The sequence below is a fragment of the Gemmatimonas phototrophica genome (assembly GCF_000695095.2).
Taxonomy (GTDB): Bacteria; Gemmatimonadota; Gemmatimonadetes; order Gemmatimonadales; family Gemmatimonadaceae; genus Gemmatimonas; species Gemmatimonas phototrophica.
This window is the reverse complement of sequence record NZ_CP011454.1, coordinates 246,096-270,808: the sequence shown is the minus strand read 5'-3', so window position 1 is coordinate 270,808 and position 24,713 is coordinate 246,096. Positions and strand designations below refer to the sequence as shown.

The following is a 24,713-nucleotide window of genomic DNA, read 5'->3' as shown; positions in this document are numbered from 1 at the left end:
CCCCTGCGTCCTGTCTGCCACTTTCACCAAGGTTTGCCTCGTGTCGTCATCTGCCTCGCACTTCGGTCGTCGTCGCCCCACGGTCACGGCCATGGTCCGCAATGTCCCGGTCGGTTCGTCGGCGCCCATTGTGGTGCAGTCGATGACCAATACCGATACGGCTGACGCCGCCGGTACGGCCGAACAGGTCGCGGCGCTGTTCGAGGCCGGCTCGCAGAAGGTGCGCATTACGGTCAACAATGACGAAGCGGCGCAGGCGGTCCCGGAAATCCGGCAGCGGCTCGATGACCTGGGGCTCGATGTCCCGCTCATTGGCGACTTCCACTACAACGGGCACCTGCTGCTCACCAAGTACCCCAAGACGGCGGCGGCGCTGGACAAGTACCGCATCAATCCGGGGAATGTGGGCACAAAGCACCGCGACACCAACTTCACGACCATCGTGCAGGCGGCCATCGATCACGGCAAGCCGGTGCGCATTGGGGTGAACTGGGGCTCGCTCGACCAGAACCTGCTCACCGACATGATGGACGCCAACGCCAGCTCGGCAACGCCGCGCGACGCGAAGGACGTGTACATGGACGCGATGCTGGAGAGCGCGCTGCGGTCGGCGGCACTGGCCGAAGAAGTGGGACTCGCGCACAACAAGATCATCGTGAGCGCCAAAATTTCGGTGGTGCAGGATCTGGTGGAGTGCTATCGCCGTCTGGCCAAGCGCTGCGACTACCCGTTGCACCTGGGGCTCACGGAAGCGGGAATGGGCAACAAGGGCGTCATTGCGTCGGCGGCCGCGTTGTCCATTCTGCTGAGCGAGGGCATTGGCGACACGATTCGTGTGTCGCTCACGCCCAAGCCGGGTGGGGATCGCCGCGAAGAAGTGTTTGTGGCGCAGCAGATTCTGCAGTCGCTGGGGCTGCGTTCCTTCGCCCCGCAGGTCACGGCGTGCCCGGGGTGTGGCCGCACCACGAGCACGTTCTTCCAGCGCATGGCGGAAGACATTCAGGGCTATCTGCGTGAGCAGATGCCGGTGTGGCGCGAGTCGAAGCCGGGCGTGGTGGAAATGAAGGTGGCGGTGATGGGGTGCGTGGTGAATGGCCCGGGTGAGTCCAAGCACGCGAACATCGGCATCTCGTTGCCGGGCACGTTCGAGGAGCCCAAGGCCCCGGTCTACGTGGACGGCAAGCTGTTCACGACGCTCAAGGGTGACAATATCGTGCCCGAGTTCCTCGTGATTCTGAACGAGTACGTGGAGCGGACGTACGGGACGTTGGCTGGCGTCTGACGCTGGGGTTGGCTTGGTGTTGTTCGACCGGCGTCCGGGCGGTATCGCAGCGGGCACTCTTGTTCGACCGGCGCTCAGCGGGACCGCGCCGGGCACTCGCCATTTCGGGGCGGCCGCGCGCGCGTGGCGCGCCGGCGTCGCCCCTGCCAAGTACTCGCGCCCGGCGCGGTCCCGCTGAGCGCCTCGCGTTGGGGTGAGCCGCAGGATCGTGGTGCCGCCGCGGCTGGCGCCGTACTAGCGTTCGGCATGTGCAATTCCCAATGCATTGCATCACGGCCGGCAGGCCGACGAGTGGCCGTAGCTGGCATCGCGCTGCTGGTGCCGTTTCTGTCGGCGTGCGGGTTGTGGGACGTGTTCGGGCGCGATCAATACGTGGTGCGCGTGGACAGCGTGAGCGTCGCACCGTTCGCGAGTGGTGGCGCCATTGCCACGTACCACGGGCTGGTCGGCGGCAACAGTTGCAGCAGATTGCTACGCACGGAACGCGTGAACCGGGCGCCGGACACACTCGCGGTGCGGTTCATCGCCGAATCAGAAAATGGCGACTGCCTCGCCATGCCCACGCGGCTGGTGGCCGCCGACACGCTCGCCGCGGCACCGGCGCGCAGCGTGACCCTCAAGGTTCAGCAGCCCGACGGCAGTGCTCTCGTGCGGCGTGTGACGTTGCCGTTCAGCGCGCCGTAGTAGCGCCGTAGCCATCGCCGTTGTCAGCGCCGCACTCGGCACGAGTCCCCGCCCGTAGGCACCACGACCACGCGGTTCGCCGGGATGTGGACGCGTTCGGCGGCCGTGCGCGGGGGGCGAGTACTTGGCAGGGGCGACGCCGGCGCGCATGCGCGCCCGGCCGCCCCGAAATGGCGAGCGCCCCGCGCGCGGACGCTGAACGCGGGTCGCACACACCAAACCCAAACCGCAGCTTAAAGCGGCGGCACCACGTCAATCCCACCAGCCTGCTGACCAACGTCCACGCGCGCGATGGTCTTCAAGGACACAAGGTCGATAATCTCGACCGTGCCCGGCTCACTCCCCACCCCCTCAACCGACACGAACGCGTAGCGATCGTCGTGCGTGATGGCCACTCCGTGCACCACGCGGCGCTGTGTTGGCAACACCGCCAGCGTGGCGCCCGTACGCGCGTCAATCACCGACACACTCTGGCCGCGCTTGTTGGACGCCACGAGCTTCGTGCCGTCGCGCGTGACCGCGAGGTTGTACACGCCGTTCCCTGCCGGAATGCGGCGACGCACACTCCACGAGGCCACATCGACCTCCACCAGGTCGCTCGTGCCATTGCACGCCACCCACACCGTTTTGTCGTCGGGGCTCGGCTGCGCCCAGGTAGGTGAACAGGTCGTGCTCCCCGCCGCCGGCTGCGCGAGTCCATGGCCACTCATATCGTGGCCGGCGTGCGCCGCATCAGCGGAAGCCGAAATGGCACCACGCACCGGTGGCGCGCCGGTCATCCCCTGCTCTGCCCCCTTGGTGAGCAGAAAATGCCGCGCCACCTGCAGCCCGTCGAGATCGATCTCCACGAGCTGTTCGTCCATCATGCACACGCTGTAGTGCCGCGTGCCGGCGCTGTTCACCCGCGACCCGTGCGGCATGGCGCAGGTGGTAATGCGGGCAATCTCCTGCAGGCTGTCGGTGCGCACGACGCTCACGTCGCTGGCCACCATGTCGCCGTGCAGGTTGAAATTCACCACCACCACCTTGCTGCCATCGGGGGTCACCTGCGCGGTGGCCGGAAAATTTCCCAGCATCACCTGCCCCGCATACGTGTTGGTGCGCGTCTCGAACTTCCAAAGCACGCCGTAGGGCGTTCCGTGCGCGGTGCTCACGTAGTAGTACTTGCCGCCGGGCTCCAGGGCCAAGCCGTGCGGGCCGTCGGGGTCGGCAATCATCACCCCCACGTCATGCTGCCGCACGACCTTGGCGCCTTGCGGCCCCAGTTCGATAACTGCCACGCGGTCCGCGCTCTCGCTGGCCACCAGCGCGGTGTAGGTGCGCGACGGGAACTGTGCGGCCACCGGGGCCGCACTCGTCGCGCACAACAGCAGAGCCATACCCACCCGATGCATCACGCGATCCTCAGGGAACGATGGCGTTCTTCTTCGGTTCCGGCTTGGGATCCATACGCACAATCCAAAGGCCGTTGTACATGTCGTTCACGTACGCCAGCCCGTTGCGCACCACCACACCCCAGGTCATGGCCGCGTTCTTCACAAATCCGTCCATGTCGGCAGTGTTCACGTGCACCATCTCACGCTGCTGCGCACGCAGATCGCCGCGCAGTTCTCCCGAAATGTCGAAGGTGCGGAAGCCCGCGTTGTAGGCGCTCATGTACAGCGTATCGCCCGCCACGTACACGTTGTGCACGCCGCCGTACTCCGGCTCATAGAACGCCACGCTCTTGGGCTTCGCGATGTCGCTCACGTCGATCACCTGCAGGCGACCGTAGGCGCGACCGGCCGAGGCATCCTTGGCGCCCTTCAATACGCTGGGTAATGGTGGGCTGGTTGGGCATCTGGGCCACCACCGTCACCGGCAACGTGCCGGTGCTTCCGGAGCGCACCAACCCTGACGGCTCGACGGTCCCTTCAAAGCGGCCACCGGCCGCAATGAAGCGAATGGTGGCGCCAGGAACGACCTGCCCATTGGCATCCAGGACGCGCGCCGAGAAACGCAGCGTGTCTTCGGCCACCACCACCGGGTCGGCGGGCGAAATTTCCAGACGGGTCGCGCGCGGCGGCTAGACTACCGCGACCGCGAGGAGAGGGACAGTCCACAGCATGCAAAAATCTCCGTGATGATTTGATGGACCTGACCACTGCCATCTGTGTGGCTGCGGTCTGCCGTCTTGCACCTTGGCCGCCAACCGCCAGACCGCAGACGGCAGCCACTCAGTTGGCAGACGGCAGGAACTGCAGTGGTACTACGCCGCTCCCAATCCCACGGCGGCCTGTTCCAACTCCGCCACGATCGGCGCGTCGAACTGCAATTCGCGCAGGCGTTCGGCCACGCGCGCATACCACTTGATCGTCCCGTCGCGACCCACGGAGAACCGTCCCCACACCGTTTCGGGGAACGCCGTGCGGCGCAGGTCGGACAAAATGGAGTTGGCGTTGTGCACCTTATCGGCGGCGCACACCCAGAGGGCGTCTTCGTTCGCCAGCGACAACCGCGCGAGGTAATCCTCCTTGCGCTCGTCGGACGACATCTCGACGCCGTCATCATCCATCTTGCGGTGCGTGACCGCCAAAACGGTGGCCAGCACACTGTTGCCGAACTTGTGGCCAATGCGCTCCTCGAGCATCTCGCGCGTCATCCCTTCACGCACGCAATCCTCGATCACATCGTGCAGGATCCCCGCCACCACCGTTTCCTCATTGCATCCGTAGCGCGTGAGAATCAGCGCGACATTGGCCGGATGGGTGAGGTAGGGCAGGCGCGTGCCTTTGCGAACCTGTTGGTCGTGATGCTTCGCCGCGAAGGCGAAGGCATGATTGATCCGATCGGAGTATCCGGTCATGGTCGGCAAGACGGCGACGGGCAATGGCGGATCTGACGGGGAGCGCAGGCGTCAGGCAGGGACGGGAACATACGTCGTCCGGGTGAACCAAGCTACCAAACGCTCAAGACCGGCAACATCGGCCTCACCAAAGGCGTCAAGCACGGGTGAATCAATGTCAAGCACGGCCATCAGAGCGCCCTTGGCGTCAAAGACCGGCACCACGATCTCACTGCGGGAGCGCGCGTCGCAGGCAATATGCCCGGGAAAGGCGTGCACATCAGCGACAACCACCGTGCGCCCCTCGGCCGCGGCCGTGCCGCAGACCCCGCGCCCAAAGGCGATGTCCTGACAGCCAAGCGATCCCTGGTAGGGACCAACGCGCAGCAGCGTCCCCGGTTCAACGACCCGATAAAAGCCCGTCCAGAGATGGCCGAACGCGTGATGGAGCAACGCACTCAGGGTGGCCATGCCGGCTATCGCGTCGGTGCTGTCGTGCAGTAACAGCTCCTGCATCTCCAGCAGTCGGGCGTAGGCGTCCGTGCGCGGCGTCTCTCGGAGATCGGGGATGACAGGTTCCATGATGGACTGAACGTGACGGAATCAACGACGGTGCCCCGCGCGTCAGCGCAGCGGACCGATCAGCAGAATGAGTCGGAGATCGAGCAGGGCCAGGGCGAGCCCTTGAAGGACCACCCCGAGGCCGGCGCCCACGGCGCCCAGCCGCCGCTCCCAGCGCCACCCGACGATCACGAGGGTAAGCCCGACGGCGGCGTACCCCACGTCGAGTCCGGTGTTCAGCCAGAGGATGTTGAGCAGCTTCTGGGTGCCGGCGAAATCGCGCATGGTGAGGCCACGCCACGCCCAGAGGGCAATGAGGGCGTTCACCGCGCCCCAGGCGGCGGTCTGGATGGCGAAGTGCCGCAACAGCGGCGCGGCCACTTGTCGAACCATGAGCCAAGCCAGCAGGGCGGTGCCGCCCAGCACACTCACTCCGGCCCACAGTCCCAGTCTCAGGAGATGGCCCTGCTCCAGCGTCAACAGCGTATCTGCCCACATATGGCGGAGACTAGCCGAGTGCGCGCTAACCGGCCAGCGGGACCGTGTCGGCCCACAGCACAACCGCCCGGACCCGCTGCTTTTGCTCATCGGCCGTGCGCACGGCCCGCGCAATCCACGAGAGGGGGGTAACCCCCAGCTTGGCACAGAGCACCAGGTCCGTGGCGGGCGGGACGGCCGGAGCGGCCAGCGTGTCCGTCACGAATACCACAAAGTCGTAGTGGCGCACATGATCGGCGGCAGTGGTCCGGGCACCCGGCGCGGCATCGGTGTGTCCCGAGCCTCTGGCACCGGCGCCGATTCCCCGGACACCGCGAGGGAGCAGCAGATCCACATTGGCATCCCGGCCCAGCGGAAGGGCGCGCGAACTGTCCCACTGTTCATGAGCGGCCACAGGCACCGGATGACCGCCGGTGGCAATGGTGAGCGTCGCGGCCGGGATCAGCGGCACGAGCGCCCCGGTCCGGAGTGCCGCATCCACCACAATGGTGGCGCGTGATTCACGGGCCGCGACCGACGCGAGGTTGAGCCCCACGGCACCGGCCACCAGCGGCTGATCAGCCAGCAGCTGCACCTGCCGCGACATATCCCCGATGTGCGAGAGGGTAAGGTGCAGCAGAGGCCAGGCGTCATCGTTGGGGGAGAGCACCGGTACCACGGCTTCGCCTTTGCGGATGCGGCGCCGGAAGCGGCGCGCGTCGTCGCGCGCGTGCACGATGACGCGCGAGCGGGTGAGCTGCTCCAGCTCCTGCGCATCGCCCACCGTGGGGCGGCGCAACTCACGCCAGAGGGCGACGACGAAGCCACTGGTGAGCCCGAGCACCAGCGAGGCGAGCAACATGGCCAGCGGGGGGATCTGCAACTGCAGGCGTGCGCGCAGCGCGGCCTTGCGTTGTTCCAACGCCTCATTGTACTGACGAGCACTGTCGAGAGCCTGCGTGGCCTGCCGCACGGTGTCGGTGGCCGCCAGCACCATGGCCTCAAGGAGCGAGTCGGGGAGCAGCGCCCGTTGCATGATCGGGGGCGTAGTACTGTCGGTGCGGAGGGCGGTGGCCGCCATGGTGTCGGAAACAGCCCCCGATACGGGGGGCGGCGTCAGCGCCGCCTGCGCCACCTGCACCAAGGTGGCCCCCAATCGGGTGAGGCGAGTGGTCATGATGGCGTACAGCGCATCAGGACCACTGAGCGAGGCGTACGTTTCGCGATCCCGGTTGAGCCGCTCAATGGAGTCGCGCAGTGCGCGCACCGTGCGCTGCACGGCAGGGTCCCGCTGGAGCGCGGGCGCATCGGCGAGGGCGCGATAGCTCTCCACGAGGGGCGTGCGGCGGGCCCGCACGAGCTGCTGATACAGGTCGCGCAGGAGGGTGTCGCGAAAGACCAGGGGCGACATCATGCTATTCGCAAGCGAATCGGCGGCCGTCGCGGCCGCGAGCAGCGACAGGGCGTCGCGCTGCTGTGAGCGCGCACGGGAGCGCACGCTATCCGCGCGCACCGAGTCGGCGCGCAGACGCAGGGTATCGCGCAACGGGGGCAGCGCTGCAATGGCCGCGGTGAGCGCGCGATCAGCCTGCCGGGGGAGCAGCACGAAGGCGAGCAGCGACGCAATCATCACCATGGCGCCTACGCCGGCAATGATGAGACCGTGTCGGGCGGCGTTCCGCGTACGAGCGGCGAGCCAACGAGCGCGCGGAGAAGTCATGTGCTACAAACGAACACGGGGGCCAGCGCATCGCGCCAGCCCCCGCCGTCCTGCATATCACATCAAGTGTTACTTGATGGTGATCTTGCCCTTCATGTTCATGGCAAGGTGCGGCGTGCAGTGGTAATCGTACGTGCCAGCCGGAACGCCAGCGAACGAGATCGTGTACTCTTCGTTCGCGTTCAGCATCATCTTGCCCGAGAGCTCACCAGCCTGCTCCGGCATGTTGGCCATGAGGGCCGTCTTGGCTTCCGGGGCCAGCGTGGCGGGATCGAACGCCACGTTGTGCGGGCCGCCCGAGACCATCACGAACTTGATGCCGTCGCCGGCCGCAATCGTGATTTCAGCCGGCTCAAAGCGGTAGCCCTGACCGTCACCCACCATGTTGACCGTGTGCGTGGTGCCCGTGATCGGGGCCATCGCACCAGCAGCCGGAGCCGCCGCCGGGGCCGCAGCCGCCGTGTCCATCGCCGGCGCCGCTGCCGAATCCGTCGCCGCCGTGTCACCACCGCCGCACGCGCCCATGAGGATCGCCGCGCCGGCGACTACTGCAAAACCGAGAAACCGCATGTTGTAGGCCTCCAGAGCCTATTCGGAAAATTCCTTTCAACCGGAACGCTTGGTCCCGAGCTCGCAGGGCCCTGCAAGCCTTGTGAAACTATTCACAATCGAGCTCGGCGCCAACCCCCCGTCCAGGATTTCCACACTTGACGGCCCCACTTCGCCCCGCTAGCCTCCCTGTCCTATGCCTTGCTGCCGCCCCACCCACCATCATACGCATCACGGTCACGGCCCGACGGGTCGGGGCGCTTGTTGCGTGGTGGGGTAGCTCTGCTGTAACACCCCGCGCCAAAGCTTCCTGCGGCCCGTCCTCTCCGGACGGGCCTTTTTTGTTGCCCGCGCTCCACGTTGCCCCTCAATTCGTTCGTTTCCACTTACAAGAAGGCCTGGATGCTGAGAATCGCCCTCCCCAACAAGGGTCGCCTGAGCGAAGACACCCGCGAGCTGTTCAACGACGCCGGGCTCGAAGTCCGCTCGTCCGGTGAACGCGCCCTCACCGCCTCACTGGGCGGGGAGTTCGAGGCCATCTTCGTGCGCGCCCAGGACATTCCGGAGTTCGTCGCCGACGGCGCCGCCGACGTCGGCGTGACCGGCTGGGACCTCGTCAACGAGTCGGGGCGGGACCTGTCCTCCCATCTCGACCTCGGCTTCGGCAAGTGCCGCCTGGTGGTGGCCGCCCGCGAGGAATCAGGCATTCGCTCCATTGAGGACATTGGCCGCACCGGCACCCGCATGCGCGTGGCCACGGTATTTCCCAACATCACGCGCCGCTTCTTCGAAGAGCGCGGCTGCCCGGTGGATGTCGTGCCGGTCTCCGGCGCCGCCGAAATTGCCCCCCACCTGGGCATTGCCGATATCGTGGTGGATCTCACCTCCACAGGCTCCACGCTGCGCGTGAATGGACTGCGGGAAGTGGATATCGTGCTGCGCTCCAGCGCCCACCTCATTACCGCCAAGGGAGGCCCACGCCAGGGCGATCCCGAACGCAAGCAGGAACTCGACGATCTCGTGACCGCCCTCGCGTCGGTCATCCGGGCCCGCGGCCAGCGCTATCTCATGGCCAACGTACCGCGCACCTCGCTCGATCAGGTGCGCACGGTGTTGCCCGGACTGAACGGCCCCACGGTCATCGAGATCGCCGAGTCCTCTCAGTTTGTGGCGGTGCACGCCGTGGTGAGCGCCAGCACGATTTATCGCACCATTTCGCAACTGCGCGCGCTGGGCGGTGAAGGCATTCTTGTCACGCGCATCGAGAGGCTGGTGCCGTGAGCACGACGTCGGTCCAGCTGCGTGCGTGTGGTCCGTTGTCGCGGCTCGACACCGAGACGCGACGCGCCATTGTTGATCGATCGTCCACCACCGATACCACGGTGCGGGCGCGCACGGCCGCCATCATTGAGCAGGTGCGCACGCGCGGTGATGCGGCGCTGCTCGAGTTCGCGCGCGACTTAGACCGCGTGACGCTCACGGCACTCGAAGTACCGCGCGCCGACTGGGACGCGGCGCTGGCGTCGCTCAATCCTGATCTCCGGCAATCGCTGGAGCGCGCGGCGCGCAACATTGCGTCGGTGCACACAGCGTTTCTGCCGGTTGAAACGGTGTGCTCGCCCGAACCTGGCATTACGGTGGGGCGGCGCCCCGATGCGCTGCAGCGTGTGGGGATCTATGCCCCCGGTGGACGCGCCGCCTACCCGAGTTCGCTGCTCATGGGCGCCATTCCGGCGCGGGTGGCAGGAGTACAAGAAGTCATTGTCTGTTCCCCACCGGGCGCTGATGGCAAGCCGTCGGCCGTAGTGCTGGCCGCCGCCGCGCTGGCCAATGTGGACCGGGTGTTTTCCCTGGGTGGCGCGGGCGCCATTGCTGCCCTCGCGCTAGGCACACAGAGCGTGCCACAAGTCGATCGCATCATGGGCCCTGGCAACGCCTATGTGGCCGAAGCCAAGCTGCAACTGGTCAACCGTGTGGCCATCGATTCGCCGGCCGGCCCCAGTGAGCTGCTGGTATTGGCCGATCAAACGGCCAACGCCAATGCCATTGCGCGCGAAATGATGGCCCAGGCGGAGCACGACCCCGATGCGGCCGTCATCGCGGTGCTCACCGGCCCCAAGGTGGATCGGCTCACCACCGAGATCGTGGACGCGCTGGACGCACAACTTGCCACGGCACCACGCGCGGAGGTGGTGCGAGCGTCGTTGGCGGCGCGAGGCGCCATTGTGACGGTGCCCGAGCTCAACGACGCGATTGAGTTCACCAATGCGTGGGCCGCCGAACATCTGCTGCTGGTGGTGAGCGATGATGTGCGCGACCGCACCTTGGCCGCGTTGCGCAGCGCCGGCACCATTTTCGTGGGCGCCTCCAGCAGTGTAGCCTACGGCGATTACATGACCGGGGCCAATCACGTGTTGCCCACCGCCGGCGCCGGTCGCAGCTACTCGGGGCTCAGCACGCTCGACTTCGTGCGCTGGACTACGTGGCAGGAAGTCACCCCCAGCGCCGCGGCGGCGTTGGCCGACGACGTGGGTCGCTTTGCCGACGCCGAAGGGTTGCCCGGGCACGCAGCGGCGGCCCGAGCCTGGGGACAGGGAGGTACCACATGAGCGACCGTTTAGCCTTCGCCCGCGCGCTCTATGATGCGGTGCCGCTGTACGACCCCAAGCGTACGCCGGTTGATCTCGATCTCACAGACAACACCAATCTGTGGGGGCTGCCCCCCACCGCCGAACGCACGCTGCGCGAGATGGCAGTGGCCAAGGTTACACGCTATCCGTCGCTGTATGCCGCGGAGCTCAAGGAGGCGCTGGCCGCGTTTGTGGGCGCCACCGCGGATCGTCTGGTCACCGGCTGTGGCTCTGATGACATTCTCGACAGCGCCATGCGTGCGTTTGGCGAGCCGGGGTCGGTAGTGGCTGGCAGTGAGCCCAGCTTTGCCATGATTCCCATTTTTGCACAGATGAATGGGCTGCAGTACGTGGGCATTACGGAACGCGCCGATCACCAGCCGGATCTCGATGCGCTGCTCGCGGCCAAACCGCGCATTCTGTATCTGTGCTCGCCCAACAATCCCACCGGTGCCCTGCTCACGCGCGAAACCCTTGAACGTGCGGTGCGCGAAGCGCCGGGCGTGGTGTTCGTGGACGAAGCCTACGCCGAGTTCAGCGGCGTGTCGGCGGTCGACCTCGCCATGCGCGTGGACAACCTGCTCGTCATTCGCACCATGTCCAAAGCTTTCGGGCTGGCCGGTCTGCGCATTGGCTACGGCATTGGTGCGCCATCGCTGGTGCGTGACGTGGAAAAGTCTCGTGGTCCCTACAAGCTGAGCAGCGTGGCGGAACAGATGGGGCTGGCGGCGTTGCGCCACGACATGGACTGGGTGCATGCCCACGTGGCGCTGGCGGTGGAGAACCGCAACCGCCTCGCGGCGGCGTTGCGTACGCGTGGCTATACCCCGCTCGAGTCGCACGCCAACTACGTGTGCGTGCCGGTGGCCAACGCCCTTGAGGTGGGTCAGGCACTGCGGGCCCGTGGTGTGGCGGCGCGCCCGTTTGCCGCACTGCCGCACGTGGGTGATACGCTGCGCATCAGCGTGGGCCCGTGGGAGATGGTGGAACGGTTTCTGGAAGCATTCGATGCTGCCACCATGGACGTGAACGGAGGTACCGCGGCATGAGTGAAGTCATGAACAGTGTGGCATCGGCGCTCCCGCTCCGGGTGTCGATCTTCGACTACGGGGCCGGGAACCTGCATTCGCTCATCAAGGCCATTGAGGCTGGTGGAGCCTCGGTCACGGTGAACGTCGACCCGGTGGCTGCCGTGGCCAACACCGATGCCCTCATTTTGCCCGGGGTGGGCGCCTTCGCGCCGGCGGCCGAACGACTGGCCCCCGGACTGATCGCCATGCGCACAGCGTTGCTGGGCGGACTACCCGCCCTGGGCATTTGCCTGGGCATGCAGCTGCTGTTCGACGCCAGCGACGAAGGGCCGGGGAGCGGGCTGGGGATTGTCCCCGGGCGCGTGACGCGGCTGGCCGCCGAACGGGTGCCGCAGATTGGTTGGAACCACCTCGACGAGGTACACGATCCGCTGCTGCAAGCAGCCGCGCTGAATGTGGCGTACTATGCCAATTCCTTCGTCTGTCGCCCGACCAGCGACGGGGCGCCGTTTGTCACGGCGTGGAGTGAGCATGAAGGCGACCGGTTCGCCGCCGCCGTACGTCGTGGGAACGTGGTGGGCACGCAGTTCCACCCTGAAAAATCCAGCGCGCCTGGTGTGGCGTTCGTGAAAGGCTTTCTTGATTTCGCGTCGTCCGTGGCGACGCACAACCGGAGCTCTGTATGATCGCCATTCCGGCCGTGGATCTGCGCGGCGGCAAGTGTGTGCAGCTGGTGGGAGGAGACTACGACGCCGAGAAGATCCGGTTGGAAGATCCGCCATCGGTGGCGCGCGAGTGGGTCCGCGAAGGATTCACCCGACTCCATGTGGTAGACCTTGATGCCGCCACAGGACGCGGGCACAACATGGAGATCATCCGCGAGATTCTCCGCACCGCCGACGTGCCCGTGCAGGTGGGGGGTGGTGTACGCGACGAATCGTGCATTGAGCGGCTGCTCGATGAAGGCGCCTCGTGGGTTGTCGTTGGCACCCGTGCGGTGGAAGACGAGGACTGGCGCGAGGAGATGGCCAATCGCTTTCCCGGTCGCCTCATCATTGCGGCCGATGTACGGGAGCGCTACGTGGTCACCAAGGGATGGGCGGAAACATCGCGCCTGAATGTGGTGGACTTCGTGGAGGAGCTCTCCGTGCTTCCGCTGGCCGGTGTGCTGGTCACGGCAGTTCACCTTGAAGGCAAGATGCAGGGCACCGATTTGCCGCTCATGGAAGACGTGGCCGAGGCGAGTGCCTGGCCTGTCTTTGCCTCGGGTGGAGTGACCAGTCTCGAAGATATGCGAGCGCTCGAACATCGCGGCCTGGCCGGTGCGGTGTTGGGCATGGCTTTGTACACGGGCGCGATTGATCCGCGCCGTCTTGCCGAGGAGTTTGGCGCATGACCGTCGTCGTCCGGGAATCCAACGAAACGCAGATCCGCATTGCGCTCAACGAGCCCACGCCGGGACTGCCCTCCATCAACACCACCGAGCCGTTTCTCGATCACATGCTCGTGGCGCTCTCGAAGTACTCGGGGGTGACTTTTGATGTGCAGGCCAAGGGTGACCTGCGCCACCATCTCATTGAGGACGTGGCCATTGCGCTGGGCGCAGCGATGGCGGCGCATGCACCGGCCACCTGCGCGCGCTACGGCGAGCGTACGGTGCCCATGGATGATGCGCTCGTGCAGGTGGTGCTTGATCTGGGCGGGCGCCCCTACTACCGCGGCCCGTTGCCCAGCGGCATCTACGATCACTTCATGCGCTCCTTTGCCGACAACGCCAAGGCTACGCTGCATCTGCGCGTCCTGCGCGGCACCGACAAGCACCACATCATTGAGGCCGCGTTCAAGGCCCTGGGCTTCGCGCTGCGCGAGGCGTTGGTGGAAAGTGGGGCGGTGTTCAGCACCAAGGGGTCCGTGAAGCTCGAGATCACCGGGACGGCGTGAGATGCTGACGCGTCGTGTAATCGTCTGCCTGGACGTGAAAGGGGGACGGGTGGTCAAAGGCGTGAACTTCGTGGGACTCCGCGATGTGGGTGACCCGGTCTCGCTCTCCGAGCGGTACGAACTGGAGGGCGCCGACGAAATCACGTTCCTCGACATTTCCGCCAGCGCCGAAGAGCGCGCCACGCTGCTGGATGTGGCGCGTCGTACCGCCGAACGGCTGTTCATCCCGCTCACCATTGGCGGTGGTGTCCGCACCGCCGACGATGTGGCGCGGGCCCTGCGGGCTGGTGCCGACAAGGTTTCGGTGAACTCGGCGGCGGTGACCAACCCGGAGATGCTCACGGCGGCGGCCGATCGGTTTGGCGCGCAATGCGTGGTGGCCAGCATTGATGCCAAGAAGAACGCCGATGGCGTGTATAAGGTGTGGGTGAAGGGAGGGCGCGAGGAAACGCCACTGGAGGCCGTCGCCTGGGCGCAGGAGTGCGTGGCGCGTGGGGCCGGGGAAATTCTGCTCACCAGCATTGACCGTGACGGCGCCCGCATTGGCTACGACCTGGAGATCACCCGGGCCGTGGCCGAGGCGGTGCATGTGCCGGTCATTGCGTCGGGGGGCGCCGGCAATGCGCAGCACCTCGTGGATGCGGTCCAGCAGGCGCACGCCGACGCGGTGCTGGTGGCAGGTATCCTGCACGATGGACTCACCACGGTGCACGCGCTCAAGCAGGTCATGCGCGACGCCGGATTGCTCGTCCGTGAGACGGCGGGCGTGGCCGGAGTGAGTGAATGAGCCCGTCGCTTACGGAGTCGCCGGCGATGCTCATGCAGGCGGCCGCCGAGGTGGCACGCTTTGCGGCCAACGTCGCCATGGGGTGGTACCACACCAATGTATCGGTGGAAACCAAGGGCGATGGGTCGCCCGTGACGGTGGCCGACCGCGAGGCCGAGCGTCAGGCGCGGGAGTGGCTGGCCACGCGCTTTCCCGCGTACGGGTTGTTTGGTGAGGAGTTTGATGCCGTGCGCCCCGAGGCCGCCCGGCGCTGGATTCTCGATCCCATTGACGGCACCAAGGCCTTTGTGCGCGGCGTGCCCTTATGGGGAACACTCGTGGCCTGCTGCGAAGGTGATACCGTGCTGGCCGGTGCGGCCTGCTATCCGGTGGTGAATGAACTCGTGGTGGCCGCAGCGGGTGAAGGGTGCTGGTGGAACGGCACACGCGCGGCGGTCTCCACGGTCGCGACACTCGGCGAGGCGACGCTGTTGACGACCGACGATCGTTTTCTTGAACGGCCGCATCGCCGTGACCCTTGGCAGTCGTTGGCCTCAGAGGTGGCAGTGTGTCGCACGTGGGGCGACTGCTACGGCTATTTGCTTGTCGCGACAGGGCGGGCGGAGATCATGGTGGATGACATCGTGAATCCGTGGGATGCCGCGGCCATGTATCCACTCATCACCGAAGCCGGCGGGCGCTTCAGTGACTGGAAGGGCCGCGACACGGCCTTCGGAGGCGACATTATCGCCACCAACAGCACGTTGGCCAACGCCACTCGTCGCCGGCTGCTTGAATCCGACGTTCCCTCACTGGATGTCTCTGCATGAGTACGACACTCGATCTCGACACGCTCAACTTTGCCAAAGGCAATGGCCTGGTAACCGTCGTGACGCAGGATGCGTACAGCGGTGCCGTGCTCATGGTGGCGCACGCCGATCGGGAAGCGCTGGAACACACGCAGCGCACCGGAGAAATGCACTATCACTCCCGCAGTCGCGGGCTGTGGCACAAGGGCGGAACCAGTGGCAATGTGCAGCGCATGGTGTCACTCACGGCGGACTGTGATCAGGATGCGGTGTTGGCGCTGGTCGTTCCCGCGGGCCCGGCGTGCCACAACGGCACCACGTCCTGTTTCCGCAATGAGGCGTTGCGCAGTGATGTGTTCTCGGCGCTCGATGCCACCATTGCGCTGCGCCAGCAGACTCCGGTAACGGACGGAGAGAAGCCCAGCTATACGCAACGCCTGCTCAGCGACCGGAACTTGCGCCTCAAGAAGTTGGGTGAAGAGGCGGTTGAGTTGGCGACGGCGTGTGTGGATCAGGACGCTGCGCGCGCTGCGGAAGAGACGGCGGATCTGCTGTACCATGCGCTGGTGGCGCTGCGGGCGGCCGGTGGGTCGCTGCAGGATGTGCGCGAGGTGTTGGCCAGCCGTCAGCGGTAATCGCCCGGGCGGGGCATATGCTGCGACGTGGATCACCGCGTGCAGCACACGGCACGCACCATGCACTGTCTTCCCTCAGCTGGCACATCACCGGCTGAGGGACTGAGCGTTGGGCTGGCGCATTCTGCGACTCCACCGCGCACCGCCCCTTCAGTCCAACTGAAGAGGAGACTGCATGAGAACCACGATTCTAATGCTTACACTGGCCGCGGCGGCGAGCGCGGCCGCGTGTTCGGGAGACAAGTCGGACGATACAGCGGTAAAGACCGAGACGTCTGACGGGATGCTCGGGTCAGCCACGGAAGGCGCCACCGAAGCGAGAGGGACATCGCTGGTCCGTATGATCAATGCGCTTCCCACTGGCGGTGGGGCCACGGTAAGCGCGGACGATCGCCAGCTCTTCTCGAGCGTGGACTACAAGACGGTAACCCCGTACACCGAAGTGCGCGACAACATCACGCGCTTCCGTCTCATGGGCACCGGCCTCGACACCACGATTGCCGGCAACAACGAGATCATGCTGGATGGGTCACGCTACACGATTCTCGCGTTGCCTGAAGCGGATGGGAAAGTGCGACTGCGCGTGTTGAACGACAAATTCGATCTGGACTCCACCAAGGCGCGTCTCCGCGTGGTGCATGGCGTGAGCGGCGTGGGTGAAATTGACGTGTCGCTGCTGGGCAAAAGCGGCGAGCTCTTCGACAACATGAACCCGGCATCGGAAGCGGGCTTTGCAGATGTGGACATTGGTGCCGCCACGGTGGTGGTGAAGCTGGACGGCAGTGGCACGCAGGTTATTCGCAAGCAGATCCGTTTTGAGGCGGGGCATTCGTACACGCTCGTACTGACCGGTGGCGCCGCCAAGGGGAGTGCACAGCGCGTGGAAGCCGTGGTGGTTGACGACCGCGTCATGGCTACGGAGAAAGGCGCCATGAACCTGAGCGACACCAGCAAGCGCAGCGAGCGCTGATCGCTAGTGATGGCCGCGTGTCGGTGGACGGTGCGTCAAGACACCGGTGGTGCTGCACTCGAGACAGCCGTCATGACCTGGGTCCCGATCCACTGCTGCCCCGGGGCCAGCACCACCGGCGTACCAATCGCGGCCGCCTCCACGCAGAGCATGTGCCGTTCATCGCCCGCGAGGAAATCGGGGCGGGATGAGGTGCCTGCGGCCCCCGGATTCCACACCACGGCGTCGGGAAACCCCCGTTTCTCAATGCGCAGCGTCCGGTGCGGCTCCACCATGTCCAGCGTATCGCCGGTGTCGTAAAAAATGCGATCGAGCGGACCATCAATGGGAAGCGGATCTCGCGTTTCTTCAAACAGGGCGCCGTCGCGCAGCGCGTCCCGGTAGCGCGTGCCACCCAGCCCCACCACGGTGGTGGCCAGCGCGTTCTGCACGCGGAAGTACGGATGCAGCGCCACCGTAAAGGCAAAGGGTGCATCCGACGTGACCGTGTGCTCCAACGCCGAGTCCTGCGTATTGGTGATCGTCAGGTCAACCGAGAGGGTGGCGCCGCTCACGTAGACCGACAGCGCGGCACAAAACGGGTGCGGCCACAGAGCGCGTGTCTCGGCGCTATCGACCAGCTGCAATACCACCCGTGCCCCTTCGTCATCGGTCGTGTGCTGTTCCACGTTCCACCGGCAATGGCGGGCAAAGCCGTGCTGCTTGAGCGGCCCCAAAGCACCAAACTGCGGAAAACAGATGGGGATGCCGCCGCGCAGACTCTGCCCCGGTCCGTAGAGCGCCCGCTCACTGACAAACAGGCGGTCTTCGTGTGATCCGGCCGGAATCCAGGATGCCACCTGCGCCCCGTCGAGATAGACGCGGGCGCGGGCACCGTCAGGCGCTGCGAGATCAACGAACGGCGCCGTGCTGGCGGTGAGGATCGGAGACAACGACATGACACTCCTTGGGCGTGACGACAGCGGTGTGCGGTACGCGGTGTGTGCTCAGCGCGCGGTGACGCGCTCCAGTGTGCGATAGAGGAATTCCGCGGCCCATCCCAGCGCGGCCACCGGAACCCGTTCGTTGTCTCCGTGCATCCGCAATTCATCGACCATCGGCAATGGCATGGGGAGAATGCCGTACGTGGGGATGCCTTTGGCCCGCAGTGCGGCGCCGTCGGTGGCCCCCGTGCTCATGAACGGAATGACCGTTGTGGTGGGCACCATGGCCGTGGCCGCCTGCTCCATGGCCTGATACAGCGCCGTGCTCACCGGTGACACCGGCGGCGACGTGCGCGGCGTGCCATCGAGCGTAAACACCACCTGCGATTCACCACCCACCCGGTTGAATTGTGCCACCGTACGCGTGATGTCGTCGGTGGGGAGGACGCGCACGTTGAAGGTGGCGCTCCCCTCGCTGGGAATGACGTTGCTGCGAATCCCACCATTCAGGAGCGTGAGTGACTGCCCCGTGCGCAGCACCGCGTTGTGCAGCGGCTCGCGCGACAGCACCTTTGCCGCCGCGTTGATCTGCACGGCGCTGGCGCCGGGGACCGAGACCCGGAGCATGGCGGCCTTCATGGCGGGATCCTGCTCAATCCGGGCGAGGCGCGCAAAGTAGAGGCGGGTCGTCTCGTTGAGCATCACCGGGGCCTTCCATTCGTGCACACGCGACACCGCGCGGGCGAGCGCCGCCAGCACGTTGCCGGCGAGCGGCACACTGGCGTGACCACTCTGCCCCGTGGCTTTGGCCACCACGTTGTAGGAGACTTTCTCGGTGGTCTGGATATTCACCGACTTCACCATGCCGTCAGACACACGCACGCGTCCGCCTTCGTTCAGCGCGAATTCGGCGTCTTTTATGAGCGCAAAGTGCGTGCTGACCATTTCATCGATGCCGACTTCCGGGCCGCCTTCTTCGGCTGCGGTGGCCATGAAAATGACATCGCGGTCGAGCTGATCGCGCTTGAGCGCCAACTGCTGCAGGGCAGCGACCGCCGTACTCAGCATGCCCTTGTCATCAATGGCGCCGCGCCCGTACAAATACGACACGTCGCCTTCCTGCACGATCGTGGCCGCAAACGGATTGGTCTTCCACTTGGTGCTGTCCACGCCCACTACGTCCATGTGCCCCATGACGAGCACGGGACGTTTGGTGGGGTTGGTGGCTTTGAGACGCGCCACAAAGTTGGCGCGACCGTTGGCGACGGGGAGGACATGACGTTCCACACCGGGCACGGCGGCAAAGACACTGTCGAAGTAGCGCGCCGTGAGCAGCTCGTTCCCGGGCGGGTTCTGCGTGTTGAGGCCGATGAGCGCGGTGAGATGCGCCTGCGACGCCCGCTGGGCGAGGGCGCGGTCAAAGCCGGCCGGCGCGGGCGTCGTGACGGTCCACGGGGTGCTCTGGGCGTGCACCGGTGCGGCGAGCGTGGCCAGCGCGATCGTGAGCGTCGCAAGCGTGGCAGAAACGACACGCGCGCCCGGAGTCCGGGCGCGCGTTACGTGAGCGAAAGGCATCAGAGTTCCCAGCCTTTGCGATACGCGCGCGTGAGGTACTGGTTGGCTTCGGGCGCGTTGGTGAACTGCACCTTCTCCGCGTCGTACAGCACCTTGCGTCCCTGACCGGCACGCAACGCGGCAATACCCAGCAGCATCGTTTCCGTGAGTGGCGCCGCCACCGAGAACGGCGAGCTGGCCTTGGCTTCCCCCTTGGAGGCCTGAATCCAGTTCTGCTCGTGCGACACCGTGATGCGCGGAATGCTCTTGGCCACCTGCTCGGCCTTCTTGGACGTGCCTTCCGGATAGATGCGCGGACGATTGCCGTACGTCTCGTGAATGAGCATCCCCTTGTCACCAATGATCATCGACCCGCCACCATCGCTTCCGGGGTTGGAGATGGGTGCGTCATCGGGGAGCATGGCCGGGCGCGGCGGCAACAGCCCGCCGTCGTACCAGTAGAGATCCACCGGTCCACGCTTGCCCACCGCCGGATATTCGAACTGCGCCATCATCGCGAGCGGATATGTCGCGGGATTCTTTTCGCCGCCGCCCCACGGGCTGGAGCTGGCCGTGATGCTGGTGGGGTACGTGAGTTCGAGGGCGGTATACGCCTGATCAATGAGGTGCGCACCCATGTCGCCAATCGCGCCTACGCCAAAGTCCAGCCAGCCGCGCCAGGCGAACGGATGATACGCCGGGTGATACGGAATTTCCGGGGCGGGGCCAAGGTACAGGTCCCAGTTGAACCCCTCAGGCGGCGCATGATCGTTGCCGGCCATGGCGGCGCGCACGGCGTTGTCCACCGTGCCCATGTTCCACTGCGGACGCGGATTGGTGTTGAGCACCGCCGACCCTGCCGCCCGCGGACGCGGAATGCCCTGCGCCCAATAGCGGACCGGACGGTCAGTCCACACATGCACCTCGTGCACCTTGCCCAGCACGCCGGAACGCACGATTTCCGTGACGCGATGCGAGCCGTCCATGGAGTGCCCCTGATTACCCATCTGCGTGGCAATCTTGGGGTTGTTGGCCGCGGCCTTGGCCAGCAAGCGCGACTCGTACACCGAGAAGGCCAGCGGCTTCTGCACGTACACATGCTTGCCCAGCGACATCGCGGCCAGCGCAATGGTGGCGTGCAGGTGATCGGGGGTGGCAATCATCACCGCGTCAATGTCCTTCTGCTTCTCCAGCATGACACGGAAGTCGGCGTACTTGGCCGCCTTGGTGTACGCCTCACCCAGTTTCACATTCTGCGGCGTGGGCTGCCCTTCGCGGGGCTTGAGCCGCCCTTGAAGCGAACGCTCCACGTAGCCGAAGTCCACGTCGCACACCGCGACGATGTTCTCGGTGAGCATCTGGGACATGTTGCTCATGCCCATGCCGCCAATTCCCACGCAGGCAATGTTGAGCTTGTCGCTGGGGGCCCGGAAGCCCTGACCACCGAGCACATGCCTCGGCACGAACATGGCACCCATGGCCAGAGTGGCGCTGGTGCCGACAAAGTCCCGGCGGGAGAACGAATCAGACATGGCAGGCGGGGAGAAAACGGGGAGGGCGTCAGGCGCGTGCGATCACGCGGACGCTGGAACCATGATATAGCCCTCGCGCCAGCATCCGTCGAGGCGAAAGGGCGGTAAACCAGCCAACTGTACGGCATCGCGCTCGCCGCCGGCCCAGCGCACCCCCGCAATGCCACCCACGACGGCCTGCAGCTGGTCGTGCGTGATGTGTGAGGGCAGCTCAATGCCGGTGGCCAGGGCCAACCGCTCGCGCGCGGCGTCCATGCCGTGCGGCTTCGTGGCCGCCTTGCCCGGCAGCGCCGTGAGTCCGAGCGCCCGCCAAGCCGCCGTAGGGAACGTTTCGGTGACGAACAATCCATCGCTCGGCGATTCGTCCCCAGGCAGCACGAACCCCTCGCGCATGGTGAGCCGCTCAAAGAGGGCAATGGAGAACTGCGTGAACGCCAGATAGCCGCGCGGCTTCACGCCATTGGGGGGCAGTCCGGTTTTGCCGGGCGCACGCACGGCCTTTTCGCTCACGCGGCTGTGTACCGCGTCGGTGTGTGGGGCTTTCCAGCCGAGCGGGCCATCGATGCAGAGGCCACTGACGGCGTATTCCGCAGCGCTGAGGACCAACCACTCGCAGAGTGCATCCGGCGTTGGTGCGCCGCTGAGTGGAATATCGAGCAGCGTGACGGCGATGCCGCGTGGCGTGGCCTCGAGCAGTGCGACGCCGACATCACGGTAGTGCTTGTAGGCGAGATCGACGGAGAGGATACGGGGCATGGCATTCACGGAGACCTGTTTGGTGCAAGTTGATTTGAACTGATAGCACGAAGGCATCCAAGACATTCAAGGCATCCAAGAAACAACATTGCTGTTCTTGGATGCCTCGGATGCCTTGGATACCTCCGTGCCATCGGTTCAACGTGCTCCAGGCTACACCTTAAGTCAGAAGCGCAGCAACCGCGCACCCGTGACCTTGGCCGGGTCGCCCACGTACGCCCAGCGCACGTTGCGCATGTAGGTGCGGGCGGCGCGCTGAATTTCTTCGGGGGTTACGGCGCGCAGCTCCTGCACGAAACGCGACGCACGGCGGAAGTCACCCTGATACAGCTCGGCGCGCGCCAGCATGTTGGCCTGGTCGGCGTTGGTTTCGTTGTCGAGGAAGTACGTGACAATGAATTGCTGCACCAGCTGCTCCAGCCCTTCCTCTGTAATGATGCCCTCCTGCAGCGCCTTGATCTGCTGCAGCATGATGGAGAGCACTTCGTCGGGCTGGGTGGTGGTGACGTAGAGCCCACCCAGTGAGAAGGCGCGTTCCACGAAGGGCGCGTTGACCGAGTACGACAGGTTGCGGCGCTGACGCACCTCGCCAAACAGCCGCCCCGACAACACCGCGCAGGCGAGGCGCAGGGCGGCGTAATCCTGGCTGGTAGCCTTGGGTCCGTGGAAGTACCCCTGCAGGTAGTTGGTAGGGAGTGCACGCTTTTCCACTACATAGCCGCTGGGCAAATCGGCCGGCGGATCGGGGAGCGACCAGGCATACGTACCGCGCGGCAGGCGCCCAATGCTCTCACGCACCAGCTTCTCCACCTTGCTGCGCGACACATTGCCTACCACCACCAGCAGCATGCGCGACGTCACCATTTGTGTACGGTGATAGTCGCGCAGCTGAGCGGCCGTAATGCTCTTGAGTGACGCTTCGGAGCCCGTGGGTTCGAGCGCATACGGATGGCCGGCAAACGCCATGCTGTCGGCGAGAAAATCGAGGAGCGCATCGGGGCTGTCCTTGCGCTGGCTCACCGCCGTCACGAACTGCTCCCGCACGAACTCCACATCGGGGGCGTCGATGCGGGGGGCAACCACGCGATCCGCCATAATGGCCCAGGTGCTGTCAAAGCCCGTCGTGGTGGCGCGCAACCCCATGCTGGTCCAGTCCGCGCCAGCGCTTACACCAATGGCACTCCCCAACCGCGCCATTTTGCTGCGCAGCAGATCGCGCGGGTATTTCTGCGTACCGCGCTCGCTGGCTTCGAGCAGCATGAGCTCAATGCCCTGCGTGGCCGGCGTCAGCTGTCGGGCGCCACCCAGCAGATACAGATTGGCCGCCACCACGTTGTTGGCCGTGACACGACGCAGAATGACGGGAATGCCGCTCACCTCGAACTTCATGGTGAGCGAGTCGTCGCCCATGATGGCCGGCGATGCCGGCGGCTCCGCAACTGGCTTGGCGACTGGCTTGGCAACCGGACGCCGGACCGGCGCGCGCGTGGCCTGGGCATGCGCACCGAGTGGCAACAGCGAGGCGGCGGTTGCCACCGCGACGAAAAGTCGACGCGCGCTCACTGCTTCACCCCCGCCTTGAACGGCGTCAGCAACTCTTTTTCCGTCAGCCCAATGGCACGACGGGCGTCACTGGAGAGCAACACGTTGGTCACGCGTGGCTTTCCAATGATATACGTACTGGTATAGCGCATGAGATCCGTGATGCGTTGCTGTGCCATGCGATCGGTGTAGCTCATGAAGTAGTCGAGGCTGGCCACGCTCCACCAGAAGCCAATGGTGTGGGCAATCTCCGACGCCTTCTCAATGCCGAAGGCACTCGACACCGTGCGCTGCGCTTTCACCGCTTCCAGTTCGCGCGGGGACACGTATGTGGGATCGTTGAAGCGGGCGAGCTCACGTTCCAGCGCCGCCATGGCCGCGCGGAATTTGTCGGGGGTGGTCTGTCCACTCACCGATATGGGACCCACCTGATTGAGCGTGTAGTAGTTCACGCCAACCGCCAACCAGAGGCCGCTATCCACCAGATTTTTCTGAAAGGTGGAGCCGGGCGTATTCAACACATCACTGAACACGTCGGCGGCAAAAGTGGCGCCGGGATCTTTCCCCACGCTGGGTCCCTGCCACTGCATCAATACCGCAACGGCGTTGATGGGCTCTTCGCTGATTGACGACTTGTTGCCGTCGAGCGCCGGAATGGGCGGAATGGGATCGAGCTTGAAGGGATCTTCACCACGCGGCCACGCCCCAAACACTTTCTCCGCCAGCGCGAAGATGGCTTCGGGGTTTACGTCACCCGTCACAATGAGCGCGCAGTTGTTGGGTACGTAGTACTTGCGCTGAATTTCGCGCATCTGCGCGGGGGTGACATTGGCAATCACCTTGCGATCACCAATGGTGTTCTTGCGGCTCGACTGCCCAGGGTAGAGCAGTTCGTTGGCCCGCTGCTGCCATTGGAACCCCGGCTGCGCTTCGTTGCGATCATACTCGCCCAGCACCACTTCCTTCTCGCGCGCCAGTTCGTCGTCGCGGAAGCTGGGGTTGATGAGCGCACTGGCCAGGAACGACAGCCCTCCGGCCACCGAATCAGCCGGCAGCGTGAGGTAGTAGTTCACCCGCTCTTCCTGAGTAGTACCATTGAACACGGCGCCCAGTTCACCGGCGCGGTCGTTGAACGCGTCGGCCGTGGGCAGGTCCTTGTTGGCCTTGAAGAACATGTGCTCGTACATGTGCGCCAGGCCGGCATACTCGGGCGACTGCGTAAAGGCGCCGTTGCGCACATTGATCTCCAGCGTGGCAATGGGCACGCCGTGGTTCTCCACCACGATGACTTCCATGCCGTTGGCCAACACCTTGCGCCGCAACACCTTGTCGAGCTCGGCGCGGGACTGGGCGTGCGCGGGTGCGGGCGACGCAGCCACGGCGAGCGCCGCGGTAGCCAACGTGGTCGCGGTTAGGCACGCGGCAGCGAGCCGACGGGCAAGCGAATAAGCAGTCATACCGAAGGTGAAAGGAAGCCGACGCGGAGTTCTGGTAGGGTAGGATGCCACCCCTGCTACCGCGCTCGCT

The 24,713-nt window shown here is 65.5% G+C and carries 26 protein-coding genes; 12 read left to right on the top strand and 14 right to left on the bottom strand.

The window, feature by feature from the left end; all coding sequences use genetic code 11:
- Positions 1–40: 40 nt before the first annotated feature.
- Both ispG and GEMMAAP_RS01180 read left to right on the top strand, forming a co-directional pair.
- Complete coding sequence (gene ispG / locus GEMMAAP_RS01185) at positions 41–1,282, top strand: flavodoxin-dependent (E)-4-hydroxy-3-methylbut-2-enyl-diphosphate synthase (RefSeq protein ID WP_026849099.1); 1,242 nt, start codon at positions 41–43, stop codon at positions 1,280–1,282.
- A 246-nt stretch (positions 1,283–1,528) separates the two neighbouring features.
- Entirely contained in the window at positions 1,529–1,966 is a 438-nt protein-coding gene (locus GEMMAAP_RS01180; RefSeq protein ID WP_158514683.1) for a hypothetical protein, read from the top strand.
- 233 nt (positions 1,967–2,199) lie between these two features.
- Here GEMMAAP_RS01180 and GEMMAAP_RS01175 read toward each other — a convergent pair whose 3' ends face one another.
- The 8 genes from GEMMAAP_RS01175 to GEMMAAP_RS01140 form a co-directional block, all read right to left on the bottom strand.
- Positions 2,200–3,360 carry a YncE family protein gene (locus GEMMAAP_RS01175; protein WP_053333907.1) on the bottom strand — a complete coding sequence of 387 codons (1,161 nt, stop codon included), beginning with the start codon at positions 3,358–3,360 and terminating at the stop codon, positions 2,200–2,202.
- A gap of 10 nt (positions 3,361–3,370) precedes the next feature.
- Positions 3,371–3,715: an LVIVD repeat-containing protein gene (locus tag GEMMAAP_RS01170; protein ID WP_145978936.1), complete on the bottom strand. Its 345-nt coding sequence runs from the start codon at positions 3,713–3,715 to the stop codon at positions 3,371–3,373.
- Positions 3,675–3,983, bottom strand: a complete 309-nt coding sequence (locus GEMMAAP_RS01165) for an Ig-like domain-containing protein (protein ID WP_145978935.1) — start codon at positions 3,981–3,983, stop codon at positions 3,675–3,677. Before GEMMAAP_RS01165 ends, GEMMAAP_RS01170 begins: the two co-directional genes overlap by 41 nt.
- A 231-nt stretch (positions 3,984–4,214) precedes the next feature.
- A complete protein-coding gene (locus GEMMAAP_RS01160; RefSeq protein WP_043580110.1) occupies positions 4,215–4,811 on the bottom strand; it encodes an HD domain-containing protein in 597 nt (198 codons plus the stop codon).
- 51 nt (positions 4,812–4,862) lie between these two features.
- Positions 4,863–5,372: a GAF domain-containing protein gene (locus tag GEMMAAP_RS01155; protein ID WP_026849093.1), complete on the bottom strand. Its 510-nt coding sequence runs from the start codon at positions 5,370–5,372 to the stop codon at positions 4,863–4,865.
- A gap of 42 nt (positions 5,373–5,414) precedes the next feature.
- Entirely contained in the window at positions 5,415–5,849 is a 435-nt protein-coding gene (locus tag GEMMAAP_RS20805; RefSeq protein ID WP_026849092.1) for a DUF6992 family protein, read from the bottom strand.
- 25 nt (positions 5,850–5,874) lie between these two features.
- Complete coding sequence (locus GEMMAAP_RS01145; RefSeq protein WP_026849091.1) at positions 5,875–7,548, bottom strand: GumC domain-containing protein; 1,674 nt, start codon at positions 7,546–7,548, stop codon at positions 5,875–5,877.
- A gap of 69 nt (positions 7,549–7,617) precedes the next feature.
- Entirely contained in the window at positions 7,618–8,118 is a 501-nt protein-coding gene (locus GEMMAAP_RS01140; RefSeq protein ID WP_026849090.1) for a plastocyanin/azurin family copper-binding protein, read from the bottom strand.
- 381 nt (positions 8,119–8,499) lie between these two features.
- Here GEMMAAP_RS01140 and hisG point away from each other — a divergent pair, with 381 nt between their 5' ends.
- From hisG to GEMMAAP_RS01090, 10 genes are all read left to right on the top strand, one after another.
- Positions 8,500–9,378, top strand: a complete 879-nt coding sequence (gene hisG, locus GEMMAAP_RS01135) for an ATP phosphoribosyltransferase (RefSeq protein WP_026849089.1) — start codon at positions 8,500–8,502, stop codon at positions 9,376–9,378.
- Entirely contained in the window at positions 9,375–10,706 is a 1,332-nt protein-coding gene (hisD, locus tag GEMMAAP_RS01130; RefSeq protein WP_026849088.1) for a histidinol dehydrogenase, read from the top strand. The genes hisG and hisD overlap by 4 nt, the downstream gene beginning before the upstream one ends.
- Complete coding sequence (locus GEMMAAP_RS01125) at positions 10,703–11,776, top strand: pyridoxal phosphate-dependent aminotransferase (RefSeq protein WP_053333906.1); 1,074 nt, start codon at positions 10,703–10,705, stop codon at positions 11,774–11,776. Before hisD ends, GEMMAAP_RS01125 begins: the two co-directional genes overlap by 4 nt.
- On the top strand, positions 11,773–12,444 hold the full coding sequence (hisH, locus tag GEMMAAP_RS01120) for an imidazole glycerol phosphate synthase subunit HisH (protein WP_238588169.1): 672 nt from the start codon (positions 11,773–11,775) through the stop codon (positions 12,442–12,444). Before GEMMAAP_RS01125 ends, hisH begins: the two co-directional genes overlap by 4 nt.
- Positions 12,441–13,154 carry a 1-(5-phosphoribosyl)-5-[(5-phosphoribosylamino)methylideneamino]imidazole-4-carboxamide isomerase gene (gene hisA / locus GEMMAAP_RS01115; RefSeq protein WP_026849086.1) on the top strand — a complete coding sequence of 238 codons (714 nt, stop codon included), beginning with the start codon at positions 12,441–12,443 and terminating at the stop codon, positions 13,152–13,154. The genes hisH and hisA overlap by 4 nt, the downstream gene beginning before the upstream one ends.
- Positions 13,151–13,699 (top strand): imidazoleglycerol-phosphate dehydratase, encoded by a 549-nt coding sequence (locus GEMMAAP_RS01110; RefSeq protein WP_026849085.1) that lies wholly within the window; start codon positions 13,151–13,153, stop codon positions 13,697–13,699. The genes hisA and GEMMAAP_RS01110 overlap by 4 nt, the downstream gene beginning before the upstream one ends.
- Before the next feature lies 1 nt (position 13,700).
- Positions 13,701–14,486: an imidazole glycerol phosphate synthase subunit HisF gene (gene hisF / locus GEMMAAP_RS01105; protein ID WP_026849084.1), complete on the top strand. Its 786-nt coding sequence runs from the start codon at positions 13,701–13,703 to the stop codon at positions 14,484–14,486.
- Complete coding sequence (hisN, locus tag GEMMAAP_RS01100) at positions 14,483–15,295, top strand: histidinol-phosphatase (protein ID WP_026849083.1); 813 nt, start codon at positions 14,483–14,485, stop codon at positions 15,293–15,295. The genes hisF and hisN overlap by 4 nt, the downstream gene beginning before the upstream one ends.
- The gene (gene hisIE, locus GEMMAAP_RS01095) at positions 15,292–15,909 is read left to right on the top strand and encodes a bifunctional phosphoribosyl-AMP cyclohydrolase/phosphoribosyl-ATP diphosphatase HisIE (RefSeq protein WP_026849082.1); all 618 of its coding nucleotides are present in this window, start codon (positions 15,292–15,294) and stop codon (positions 15,907–15,909) included. Before hisN ends, hisIE begins: the two co-directional genes overlap by 4 nt.
- 193 nt (positions 15,910–16,102) lie before the next feature.
- Complete coding sequence (locus tag GEMMAAP_RS01090) at positions 16,103–16,879, top strand: DUF4397 domain-containing protein (RefSeq protein ID WP_026849081.1); 777 nt, start codon at positions 16,103–16,105, stop codon at positions 16,877–16,879.
- A 35-nt stretch (positions 16,880–16,914) separates the two neighbouring features.
- On the opposite strand, the gene GEMMAAP_RS01085 is transcribed toward GEMMAAP_RS01090, so the two are convergent.
- The 6 genes from GEMMAAP_RS01085 to GEMMAAP_RS01060 form a co-directional block, all read right to left on the bottom strand.
- Positions 16,915–17,817, bottom strand: coding sequence for a D-hexose-6-phosphate mutarotase (locus GEMMAAP_RS01085; protein WP_053333905.1), 903 nt, complete (start codon positions 17,815–17,817; stop codon positions 16,915–16,917).
- Positions 17,818–17,865: 48 nt separating this feature from the next.
- Positions 17,866–19,377 (bottom strand): M20/M25/M40 family metallo-hydrolase, encoded by a 1,512-nt coding sequence (locus tag GEMMAAP_RS01080; RefSeq protein ID WP_053333904.1) that lies wholly within the window; start codon positions 19,375–19,377, stop codon positions 17,866–17,868.
- Positions 19,377–20,888: a Gfo/Idh/MocA family protein gene (locus GEMMAAP_RS01075; protein WP_026849079.1), complete on the bottom strand. Its 1,512-nt coding sequence runs from the start codon at positions 20,886–20,888 to the stop codon at positions 19,377–19,379. The genes GEMMAAP_RS01080 and GEMMAAP_RS01075 overlap by 1 nt, the downstream gene beginning before the upstream one ends.
- A gap of 42 nt (positions 20,889–20,930) precedes the next feature.
- A complete protein-coding gene (locus tag GEMMAAP_RS01070; RefSeq protein ID WP_043580108.1) occupies positions 20,931–21,644 on the bottom strand; it encodes a DUF429 domain-containing protein in 714 nt (237 codons plus the stop codon).
- A gap of 165 nt (positions 21,645–21,809) precedes the next feature.
- Entirely contained in the window at positions 21,810–23,207 is a 1,398-nt protein-coding gene (locus GEMMAAP_RS01065) for a M16 family metallopeptidase (RefSeq protein ID WP_026849077.1), read from the bottom strand.
- Positions 23,204–24,643: a M16 family metallopeptidase gene (locus GEMMAAP_RS01060; protein WP_053333903.1), complete on the bottom strand. Its 1,440-nt coding sequence runs from the start codon at positions 24,641–24,643 to the stop codon at positions 23,204–23,206. The genes GEMMAAP_RS01065 and GEMMAAP_RS01060 overlap by 4 nt, the downstream gene beginning before the upstream one ends.
- Positions 24,644–24,713 lie beyond the last annotated feature (70 nt).

Excerpts from the sequence above, each read along its gene's own strand:
- GEMMAAP_RS01180 (WP_158514683.1), top strand. The coding sequence starts at position 1,529 with ATGTGCAATTCCCAATGCATTGCATCACGGCCGGCAGGCCGACGAGTG.
- GEMMAAP_RS01175 (WP_053333907.1), bottom strand. The coding sequence starts at position 3,360 with ATGCATCGGGTGGGTATGGCTCTGCTGTTGTGCGCGACGAGTGCGGCC.
- GEMMAAP_RS01160 (WP_043580110.1), bottom strand. The coding sequence starts at position 4,811 with ATGACCGGATACTCCGATCGGATCAATCATGCCTTCGCCTTCGCGGCG.
- GEMMAAP_RS01155 (WP_026849093.1), bottom strand. The coding sequence starts at position 5,372 with ATGGAACCTGTCATCCCCGATCTCCGAGAGACGCCGCGCACGGACGCC.
- GEMMAAP_RS20805 (WP_026849092.1), bottom strand. The coding sequence starts at position 5,849 with ATGTGGGCAGATACGCTGTTGACGCTGGAGCAGGGCCATCTCCTGAGA.
- GEMMAAP_RS01145 (WP_026849091.1), bottom strand. The coding sequence starts at position 7,548 with ATGACTTCTCCGCGCGCTCGTTGGCTCGCCGCTCGTACGCGGAACGCC.
- GEMMAAP_RS01140 (WP_026849090.1), bottom strand. The coding sequence starts at position 8,118 with ATGCGGTTTCTCGGTTTTGCAGTAGTCGCCGGCGCGGCGATCCTCATG.
- hisG (WP_026849089.1), top strand. The coding sequence starts at position 8,500 with ATGCTGAGAATCGCCCTCCCCAACAAGGGTCGCCTGAGCGAAGACACC.
- GEMMAAP_RS01125 (WP_053333906.1), top strand. The coding sequence starts at position 10,703 with ATGAGCGACCGTTTAGCCTTCGCCCGCGCGCTCTATGATGCGGTGCCG.
- hisH (WP_238588169.1), top strand. The coding sequence starts at position 11,773 with ATGAGTGAAGTCATGAACAGTGTGGCATCGGCGCTCCCGCTCCGGGTG.
- hisA (WP_026849086.1), top strand. The coding sequence starts at position 12,441 with ATGATCGCCATTCCGGCCGTGGATCTGCGCGGCGGCAAGTGTGTGCAG.
- GEMMAAP_RS01110 (WP_026849085.1), top strand. The coding sequence starts at position 13,151 with ATGACCGTCGTCGTCCGGGAATCCAACGAAACGCAGATCCGCATTGCG.
- hisF (WP_026849084.1), top strand. The coding sequence starts at position 13,701 with ATGCTGACGCGTCGTGTAATCGTCTGCCTGGACGTGAAAGGGGGACGG.
- hisN (WP_026849083.1), top strand. The coding sequence starts at position 14,483 with ATGAGCCCGTCGCTTACGGAGTCGCCGGCGATGCTCATGCAGGCGGCC.
- hisIE (WP_026849082.1), top strand. The coding sequence starts at position 15,292 with ATGAGTACGACACTCGATCTCGACACGCTCAACTTTGCCAAAGGCAAT.
- GEMMAAP_RS01090 (WP_026849081.1), top strand. The coding sequence starts at position 16,103 with ATGCTTACACTGGCCGCGGCGGCGAGCGCGGCCGCGTGTTCGGGAGAC.
- GEMMAAP_RS01085 (WP_053333905.1), bottom strand. The coding sequence starts at position 17,817 with ATGTCGTTGTCTCCGATCCTCACCGCCAGCACGGCGCCGTTCGTTGAT.
- GEMMAAP_RS01080 (WP_053333904.1), bottom strand. The coding sequence starts at position 19,377 with ATGCCTTTCGCTCACGTAACGCGCGCCCGGACTCCGGGCGCGCGTGTC.
- GEMMAAP_RS01075 (WP_026849079.1), bottom strand. The coding sequence starts at position 20,888 with ATGTCTGATTCGTTCTCCCGCCGGGACTTTGTCGGCACCAGCGCCACT.
- GEMMAAP_RS01070 (WP_043580108.1), bottom strand. The coding sequence starts at position 21,644 with ATGCCCCGTATCCTCTCCGTCGATCTCGCCTACAAGCACTACCGTGAT.
- GEMMAAP_RS01060 (WP_053333903.1), bottom strand. The coding sequence starts at position 24,643 with ATGACTGCTTATTCGCTTGCCCGTCGGCTCGCTGCCGCGTGCCTAACC.